Annotated in this window: 7 protein-coding genes; 2 read left to right on the top strand and 5 right to left on the bottom strand. The window is 48.0% G+C overall.

The window, feature by feature from the left end; genetic code table 11:
• Positions 1 to 323: 323 nt before the first annotated feature.
• A complete protein-coding gene (yecR, locus tag R7Z78_RS23450; RefSeq protein ID WP_115206687.1) occupies positions 324 to 674 on the top strand; it encodes a YecR family lipoprotein in 351 nt (116 codons plus the stop codon).
• Positions 675 to 1,147: 473 nt separating this feature from the next.
• On the opposite strand, the gene ltrA is transcribed toward yecR, so the two are convergent.
• Entirely contained in the window at positions 1,148 to 2,620 is a 1,473-nt protein-coding gene (gene ltrA / locus R7Z78_RS23455) for a group II intron reverse transcriptase/maturase (protein ID WP_031848075.1), read from the bottom strand.
• 702 nt (positions 2,621 to 3,322) lie between these two features.
• Positions 3,323 to 3,736 (bottom strand): LysE/ArgO family amino acid transporter, encoded by a 414-nt coding sequence (locus R7Z78_RS23460; RefSeq protein ID WP_025589760.1) that lies wholly within the window; start codon positions 3,734 to 3,736, stop codon positions 3,323 to 3,325.
• On the opposite strand from R7Z78_RS23460, the gene R7Z78_RS23465 reads away from it, so the two are divergent.
• Entirely contained in the window at positions 3,713 to 4,186 is a 474-nt protein-coding gene (locus R7Z78_RS23465) for a DUF4832 domain-containing protein (RefSeq protein ID WP_025594143.1), read from the top strand. The two genes, R7Z78_RS23460 and R7Z78_RS23465, sit on opposite strands and share 24 nt — an antisense overlap.
• A gap of 146 nt (positions 4,187 to 4,332) precedes the next feature.
• On the opposite strand, the gene glpC is transcribed toward R7Z78_RS23465, so the two are convergent.
• The 3 genes from glpC to glpA are packed head-to-tail and all read right to left on the bottom strand — an operon-like array spanning position 4,333 to position 8,548.
• A complete protein-coding gene (gene glpC / locus R7Z78_RS23470; protein WP_004726856.1) occupies positions 4,333 to 5,559 on the bottom strand; it encodes an anaerobic glycerol-3-phosphate dehydrogenase subunit GlpC in 1,227 nt (408 codons plus the stop codon).
• Positions 5,556 to 6,881, bottom strand: coding sequence for a glycerol-3-phosphate dehydrogenase subunit GlpB (gene glpB / locus R7Z78_RS23475; RefSeq protein WP_014257458.1), 1,326 nt, complete (start codon positions 6,879 to 6,881; stop codon positions 5,556 to 5,558). Before glpB ends, glpC begins: the two co-directional genes overlap by 4 nt.
• Positions 6,878 to 8,548: an anaerobic glycerol-3-phosphate dehydrogenase subunit A gene (gene glpA / locus R7Z78_RS23480; RefSeq protein ID WP_025594253.1), complete on the bottom strand. Its 1,671-nt coding sequence runs from the start codon at positions 8,546 to 8,548 to the stop codon at positions 6,878 to 6,880. Before glpA ends, glpB begins: the two co-directional genes overlap by 4 nt.
• Positions 8,549 to 9,177 lie beyond the last annotated feature (629 nt).

The following is a 9,177-nucleotide window of genomic DNA, read 5'->3' on the forward strand; positions in this document are numbered from 1 at the left end:
GATCGCCTTGTTTAGTTGGTATCCCCAAACAAGAAGTATAGCAATGCTTAATTGACAGCACTGGCCTTGACCTGAACATATAGAAGTAAGTTTGTCCTAAAGCTAAGCGGCGTGAGACATCTAATGACGCATGAGTTTAATAAAATCGAACATTAGCACTTCATGTATTATTTCAGGTATGGAAAAATCGTTTCACTAGGTGTCCAGTCTGAATTGAGAAGAACAGGAATGGCTTAAAAGAAATACTTAACACTTGACTCATATCACCAATATTATGAATTAATTGTCATAACATAAAGGAAACATCAAATCAGGTTCATACTATGAGAAAACTACTTACTATCGTGGCGATTGCAGCCAGTGTTACGGGCTGTGTATCAACTAAAACAGTAGATGTTGCTCCCACTACTATTAATGGTTCTAAAGCAGATGGTTCTGTAACAATGGGCTACATGACTAAAGATGATGCATACACAATTTATGTACCTAATGTTGATTGGAACCTTGTTGACAGTATCGCATCTCAAAAATGTAAAGCTTGGAACTATTCTGAAGCGAAGCGCTTTGGCGATATGACTCGAACTCAATGTAACATGCAACAATACGATGCATGGGCAGGCAAAATGTACTGTTCTGAGAAGCTTACTTTAATTAACTACCAGTGTATTGATTAAGCTCGAAGTTCTATAAGCCCACCATTTCGGTGGGTTTTAATTTAGACTCAACCTAACAGTTTCCTATCATTACCTCATTGCTAGATTGAATAATAGGCACTATCAGCATAACAACCTCAATAAAACTAAGTACGTTGTCAGTTATTATAAAAATAGGCCTAGTTCACAGTGACAACTGAAATATACTCCAAAGGCGAAGCTAAACAGGTTTGGGAACAAACGTTTTAGGTCAATTATACTAAGGCGCTTTTGTCCCAGAGCTTGGCTGAAATTCTGCGTTTGTACCATGAATAGATTGCTTAGTGAGGAGTGCAGTCTAGCCAGCTCGCTTTTGTCCCAAAGCTTGGCTCTGTAAACATTTTTGTCGAGTAGACGACACTTGTTACCAAGTGCCGCCCCTCTAAGAACCGTACGTGCAACTTTCACTGCATACGGCTCAAGCCTCCACTAAGGCATCATTGATACCCAGCAACTTATAACGCAGTCGGGACAGGCTCTTTCCAAGAGTTACGAGCTAGCCTTTTAGATTTTCTCTTCACCAGATATTCTTGGTATTGAGGGTCAAAAGGGGTCGCAGCACTCCTAATTTTTACGTGTCTTTCGATAGGCACTTTCGCTATTTGGAACAGATTGAAGTGACAGTCCATGTTCATGATTTTCTGCCAACCGTGAAATTGCCACTGGCCTTTACGATTGAGAAAATACTTGTGCACAACCCAGTCTTTGGACTTGGTTGGATGACGTCTAACTGCCCAGTGCCATAACGCTTGGAATAGTTTATGGCCGACATACCCGAATACTTGTTTAGCAACACAGTGGCGATAGTAATTCGCCCATCCCCTAAGTTTCGGATTTATCAACTTGATAAGATCGTTAACAGGGATGGTTGCGTGCTTTTTAATAACTTCACGTAGATTTCTAAGGAATAACAGCGTATTGGATTTGCTCGGTTTAATGAGCAATTTCCCTTTGTACTTCCTGTGATTGAAACCCAGAAAGTCAAAGCCATCATCAATATGAGTGACCTTCGTTTTTTCTTCGGAGAGGGTTAACCCTCTTTCTGCCAAAAAGCCAGCAATCAACGGTTTGATATCGTTCACTAGCACTTCCTTTGAAGAGCAGGTGACCACAAAATCATCCGCATAACCGATAAAGTTGGCCCTAGCACCCATTTTCAGAGCTGTAGATTTTATTTGTTGCTCTATTCCCGCGAGAGTCATTAGCATCAAGGTTGGAGATATTATTCCACCTTGAGGTGTACCTTCTTCGGTATCGTAGAACAGCCCCTTATCTACATAGCCAGATTTTAACCATTGCTCTAACATTCGTTTATCTACAATGATATTGTCCATCAGCCATTTATGCCCGATTTTGTCGAAGCAAGCCTTAATATCTCCCTCAAGAACCCATTTCGCGGATTGCTTTAGAGCTAAACATTTGAAGCACTGACTGACAGCGTCAGCCGTGCTGCGATTTGGTCTAAAACCATAGCTATTGAGGTCGGCAAACGTTTCGGACACAGGCTCTAATGCAAGAAGGTGGAGGGCTTGTTGCGCTCTATCAATCATGCATGGAATACCCAGTGGCCTGAGCTTACCGTTCTTTTTGGGAATATAGATACGTTTGAGTGGTTTTGCGGAGTAAGCCTTGCGACTCAGTTGATCGACTGCTTTCATACGGCGTGCATCTGTGTTCCAGATGACACCGTCTATTCCAGGCGTTTTACTGCCTTTATTCTGAGAGACTCGCTTAACCGCGAGAAGCTTGGCTGAGCGAGAATGAGTCAAGAGCCACTGTAAAGACTTCACCTTACCGTATTTCTTTTCTCTAGTTGCTTTTGCGATACGCATTTGAAGCTTCAATACGTGTACTTCAACGGATTTCCAGTCGATGGACTGCCATTGATCGCCGTCAGAAGATGCACTAATCTCTTTCGAGATCACCATTTGCTTTTCTCCTTGAATAAAGTTCTTCAAATTCTCTCGCAATGGAAGACCAGTCGGAAGTGGGCTCACTTTCGTGATCAGACATAAGTCTGTATCTGCATCATTACAATGTAGCTTTCGCTTTTTCCGACCTCCTATACCTGCACCACTATCGGCCACAAAGGCTTTCCCAAAGGGAGTGATACAGGCTTACCCTGTTCCGTATGTTGCGTAAAATGTCGGGTTAGATGCCCACTATAGTGCGGAGAGTGCAGTGACCACGAAAAAGTACTGTCCAACCTCTTTCCAACTCTCATTGCCTTTTGGCTACAGCGTAATAACCACTTCCGCTGCTTCATCATATAACGCACCTTGAATGGATTCACATATGTTCATCATACTGACTACCTAGCACTTACCCGAATTGTGGTTTTCAGGAGGAACGTCCTCTCACGATTCTTTTCCCACTCAGCCCAACGGCCAAGTTTCGTTACATTGTCCGAGCCGCTGCTTTATTCAGGCTCGTAGGTTCATCTGGTGATACAGACGGTTCACTCATAAAGCGGTGAACAACGCTTCATACGACTTCAGGTCGCACGGACAGAAATGGTTTAGAGTATTTACTTAAATTAGCAAAGGACGAATAACTTCTGGTATGGAAACTCAGTGTCCAATCTAACAGGAGCAATTTAGTTAATAGAAATGCAGCTTCATCGCGACGCTCTATATGTATTGGCTTAACAAAGGTGCTGCCAGCTTCAATGCAATACCACACATGATGCATGAAATCGCAGAATCTAAAATTCGCCATGTTCTTGGCTTACTAAAAAGTGGGATCAACTTGTTAGCCAAATACACTAATCCATAAAACCAGCCCCCTGATGCGATCAGTGCCCCTATAACAAACAATAGTTTTTCATCAGGTTCCATTTGAGCAGTCACGCCCCCGAGTATCACCACCGTATCCAGATATACATGTGGATTTAAAAAAGTGATAGCCATCGCCATTAAAACGACTTTTAACCAACTCTGGGCAATGTCCGAATTTTCCAACTCTAGGTGACTTGAACCTTTCCAAGCTGATTTTGCAGATTGGTAGCCATACCAGAAAGCTTGGATTGGGCGATTGCGCAGCACGCTTCGACATTGAACCTGAAATCGCACGTGGTGCCGACTCAGTATCGTGATTTGTTGGACGATGCGTTGGCTCAAATTGGCTATCGTCTGCGTGTAGACACACTGGTGCACCCTGCTGAATTGACGCCGGGCGCGACCATGACGGTTCAGGCCTTGCTTGTGAACGAAGGGAACGCGCCACCGTATCAGCACCATTATCTGGCGTATCGATTGGTGAATGAGGACGAAGAAACCGCGTTTTTCAACGTCTCAACCGCAGATGTCATGCGTTGGCTGCCGGGTGAACACGCGACCTCCAGCAGTTTCACTTTGCCTGAAACGATCCCCACCGGCCATTACTACCTTGAGTTGGCTTTGGTCGATCGCCATGCTGAGGCAGAAGTGAATCTGGCCAATGAAGGGTTGCAGGCGTCGGGCTGGTATCGCTTATCTGACGTGACCATTCGTTAGGTCGACAGCCTTCGCCATGCTGTGGTGCGATAGACAGCAGCAAACGAAAAGCGAAAGTGACAGAAGAAAAGCGGGCAATGCCCGCTTTTTTGTACGTTGAGCGTTGAAACGACTTTCTTTGAAGACGCCTTTTTGGGGTTGGAAGACTAAGCCAGTGCTTGCGCCAGCAAGCTGACCGGGTGAATGGTTTCCAGCGCGGTGTTCTCTTCGATTTGCCATTTACAGGTTTCGCAGTCGGTGATCGCAAAATCTGCATCGGAGGCTTTGATCGAGTCAAACAGGTGCGAGCCGATTTTCATCGACACGTCATAGTTCTCTTCTTTAAAGCCATAGGTGCCCGCCAAACCGCAGCATTCGCTATCGAGGACAATCAGTTCTAGGCCCGGAATCATGCGCAGTAACTCAATGGTAAACATCACGTTGCCACTGCGTTCCAAGTGACAAGGCGTGTGATAAACCACTTTGAGGTTGACCGGTTTCATTTTCGGCGCATTGCCATTCATAAACTCTTTCAGCAGGAAGCGCGTGACGTATTCAATGTCGTTGGACACTTGGCTGTTGTCGACGCCGAGCACATGCGGGTATTCCTGTTGCAGCGTGAACGAGCAAGTTGAGGAGGTTGAAATCACTTTGGTGTGATATTCATTGACCGCAGTTTCCATGTTCTTCACGTTCAGCAATGCGTTTTTACGCGCTTTGTCATGAAAACCGTTGGCAATCAAAGGCACGCCGCAGCATTTCTCGTTGTTCAGCAAGCGCACGCCAATATTCATCGCATTCAACACCTTCACCAGATCTTTGCCCAATTGTGGGTGGTTGTAGTTGACGTAGCAGCCATGAAAGTAGGTGACTTGGCGCTGATACAGCGGCTGGCTGGTGCAATTTTGTTTAAACCAGCGACGGAACGTGCCGTGCGAGTATTTCGGCAACGCTTTGTGGTCATGCACGCCGATGGTTTTGTGCATGATTTTTTTCACCAATGGCATCGATGTGGCGAAGTTCACCACTGGTGCAAATGGCGTGGCCAGTGAGCCGAACAGGTCGGTGTGGCTCAGCACGTAGTCACGCATCAGTTTCGGATTGAGCGGTTTCTTGCCATGTTTACCCCGCGCGACGGCGATGATGTCGCCGATTTTCACCCCAGAAGGACACGCGGTTTCGCAGCGTTTGCAGTTGGTGCAGTATTTAAGCGCTTCGTCGTAATATTCCGGGTTTTTAATGCGCAGGCGCTCGCCATCCGGCCCGCACTGTTTCGGGCCTGGGTAATCTGGGTTGGCTTTTGCCACGGGGCAGTACACCGTGCAGACGGTGCATTTAATACATTGGTCAAAGCTGGTATTCAGAGGAGCAGCTTTTGAAAATGGCGCGTTCATGCGAGCACCTCCTGATCGAATGGGTTAGGGTGAGACGCTGACAATTGAGGTTCTAGGCATTGCATGATGGCGTGGTAGGCGGTGCCAATCGCGACGCCGCCACCGCACCCTTCAAACACGGGATCGTATCCCGACAACATGGAGCCGCAGCAGTACAAGTTTTTAATGGTGACGCCGCTGCGCTGTGGGTTCAATTGCGCGTTGGTTTCGACACCGAATGCCATAAAAGGGTGTGAACGGTCGGCAAAGAAGGCCGGATTGCGCCAATCAACGCGTGCTGGTTTATGCGTCACTTGCAAGCCAAAGATCGGTTCTTGGATGGCGTGTTGCTCGGCATGCAACCCTTGGCTGAAATAGCTGCCGGTTGCCATGATGTAGTTGTCGGCGCTGATGGCCATGTCGCGCAGGTTTTGCGTTTGCAGGCTAACCAGACGCTCGCCGTCAAACGTGCCGTTGACCACTTTGTCGCCTTTGAGGTGAATGCCACCCAGCAGCAGGAAGGTGCGACTGAGCGCCTCTTCAATGCGAATACCCAGCAGCGATGGTGGCATGGTCGGCACTTCGTGAAATTGCAGTTGCGTGGTGTCGCGTAGCTTCGTTAGCAGCGTTAGGCCATCGCCGTTGCCCATGATCGCGGGCATGATCACCAAGTCGTTGCGATTGGCTGCACGCATCAAACCATCGCATAGCGCGGTCCACGCGGCATCGTGTTTTAGCAAACGTGCAATGTCGATTGAGCGCAGCTCATTTGGGTTGCGGCGGTATCCGTCAAACCCCGGAATCGACAGGGTGACCGTGTGAATCGGCACACCTTGAAAATCGGGATGCTGGTGAAGGTTATCTTTCAGCATTTGTGGCTGAAAATCGCGATAGCCATCGATCGAAACCACCACAATACGCTCAAACGAAACTTCTTGGCGGTGTTGGTAAACAAATGGCTGCGATAGCCAAGTCGCTTTGAGTGTGCCAAGCGGCGTGATGCGCCCGTGATTGGCCAAATCATCTTGATGCGATAGCGGCACGTTCGCGGTGGCGAGCGTTTGACGAAACCATTCCAGCCCTTTTTGCAGCGTGCTACGACCCACCGTGTTGTACGGATGGGACGGCGCTTGTTGCTGTAATGCGTCGAGGGCATCAAACGGGTGGGTGACCGCGCTGCCATCTGGTAATTTCGCCAGCACATCAATGGAGCCGGAAGAGAAATGTAACGCGCTTTGACCCTGATTGATGAGCACGGTTTTTTTGCCAGCTTGCAGGCTGCGAATTGCAGCGGTATAACCCGCAATGCCCCCGCCGATCACGGCCACATCATAATGCATCATAATTCCGCCTCCTGTTTTTGTTGTTCTGCTTGAGGGTGTTCTGATTGAGCGGGCTGGGGCAGGTCGCTGGCACCGAGTAATCCTTCGTAAATCCAATAGCTGAATTCCGCTTCGCGCAGCGCATCACCCCAGAAAATGGGTTTGATGCCTTTCCAGCGCTCTTCTAGAAAATCGACCAACAATTCACTCGATTGACAGCCATCGACCTGACCATATTCGGAAAACAGGCTGGCCGCACGGTAGATGCACAGTTCGCCCTGACAAGGGCCCATGCCTAAGCGAGTGCGGCGGCGCAGATCGACCAAGTTGTTGACGTCGAGCTGTTTAATCGCGTATTCAATTTCGCCCGCAGTGACCATTTCACATTCACAAATAATCGCTTGGCTCTTGGCATCGTCAGACAAGAATTGCGTGGCGCGTTCACCATGGCGATAAATGGCGGATTCATACACCGGTTTGGCGATGCTGGCGGTTTTCTTGATGGCTTTTGGCGTTTCGTTTGACCCCGGCAGTGGGCGCGTGTGGGTTTCGCACGCCTGAGTGTTGCCCAGTTTCTTCGCCACTAAGTCGGTCGCCCATTCCGCCATTAAGCGGTAGGTCATCAGTTTGCCGCCGGTAATGGTGGTGAGGCCTTTGAGGCCGTCGCGCTCTTGGTGATCGAGCAAAACGATGCCGCGGCTGATATTCCGGCCACTGCCATCGTCATCTACCGAAACCAAAGGACGTACCCCCGCGTAGGCACGCAGTACGCGCGTATTGGCCATGATCGGCGCAAGTTTCGCGCCTTCTGCCAACAGCACATCCACGTCACGTTCGGTGACGTGCAAGTTGTCGATCTGGTCGTAATCAATGTGTTCGGACGTGGTGCCGATAAGTGAAATGGTGTCGCCGGGCACCAGAATGTCGGCATCGGAAGGTTTACGGCAACGGTTGATCACCAAGTTATTGATGCGGTAATCGAGGATCAACAGCGAGCCTTTGGCAGGGAACATCTTGATGTTGAGGTCGGCATATTCGCAGATATGTTGTCCCCAAATGCCCGCGGCGTTGATCACTTCTTTGGCAAAGATTTCAAACTGTTGGTTGGTGCCCAATTGCAAACAGCGTACACCGAGTATGGTATCGCCTTGGCGAATCAAACTGGTGACGATGGTGCGGTTGAACATGCGCGCGCCGTGCTCTTTGGCATCAAGGACGTTCGAGGCACATAAACGGAACGGATCCAGCGTGCCGTCGGGCACTTTCACCGCACCGATCAGCGCCGGGTTCACGTTCGGTTCGAGCGCGAGTGCTTCTTTTGGCGTTAAACGGGTCGCTTCGATACCGGCATTGCCGCAAGCCTGAATAAAGGTGTCTTGAAAGCTGAGTTCGTCTTCAGGCAGGGTAATGAATAGGCCGTCAGTCGCTTCCACACAATGGCGAGCGATGCGTTTGAGCGTTTGGTTTTCTTGAATGCATTCTTTGGCCGATTCTGCATCAGTGACGGCATAGCGCGCACCAGAGTGCAGCAAGCCGTGGTTACGACCCGTGGTGCCGGAGGCGATGTCATCTTTCTCTAACAGAATGCACGCGATGCCTCGCAATGCGCAGTCTCGCATGATGCCTGTGCCGGTCGCGCCGCCGCCAATGATGACAACGTCGGTTTCCATTCGTTGATAAGCCGTCATGACCTTTACCTTATGCAACTTTAATAAACTTACAACTAGTATGTTTTTTTTTATCATTTACGTTCGATATATTGCTCACAAAAGCGCGAACGAGCGTTAAATTGATAGTTTTGGTGATTGTTTCGTGTGGGTGTGGAGAAATTAACCAACAATGTTGCTGGTATTTAACAGGGTTAGGCACATATTTGTTACATGTAAATCGATGAAAACAGGAATAAATTCGCTAACGAGCTGGTCTGATGTGCAAGCGGAGTCAAGAACGTTGTTGGTAAATGAAAACGTATGATGCCTTGTTTAATAAGCAATTGCTCAGTTTATTAGGGTTTTCTTGATTAGAAAATGGCGCGATAAAAACTAACCCTACTGATGAAATGATCAAAATGATGCGCCAATTAACAAAAAACGAGTTTGACATTAACAAACTTGTGCTCGAACGCTCATAAATTTCCTTGTTCGATTTTCGAGAGTGCTCTTCTGTGTCAGATTTGCCCACACAAAGTTTGTGTACATAACTATAAACAGGACTCTTACTTATGACTCGAACAAAACAACAGGCTTTGTTGCTTAATTCGATGAGAAGACATGGTAGCCCCATGTTGTTCAGTTCTTAAACAACATACTGAGTTTCA

Source organism: Vibrio sp. 1167, assembly GCF_033340375.1.
GTDB lineage: Bacteria > Pseudomonadota > Gammaproteobacteria > Enterobacterales > Vibrionaceae > Vibrio > Vibrio alginolyticus.

Bases quoted from the DNA above. Each gene is read 5' to 3' on its own strand.
- glpA (WP_025594253.1), bottom strand. From the start codon at position 8,548: ATGACGGCTTATCAACGAATGGAAACCGACGTTGTCATCATTGGCGGC.
- glpC (WP_004726856.1), bottom strand. From the start codon at position 5,559: ATGAACGCGCCATTTTCAAAAGCTGCTCCTCTGAATACCAGCTTTGAC.
- glpB (WP_014257458.1), bottom strand. From the start codon at position 6,881: ATGATGCATTATGATGTGGCCGTGATCGGCGGGGGCATTGCGGGTTAT.
- ltrA (WP_031848075.1), bottom strand. From the start codon at position 2,620: ATGGTGATCTCGAAAGAGATTAGTGCATCTTCTGACGGCGATCAATGG.
- yecR (WP_115206687.1), top strand. From the start codon at position 324: ATGAGAAAACTACTTACTATCGTGGCGATTGCAGCCAGTGTTACGGGC.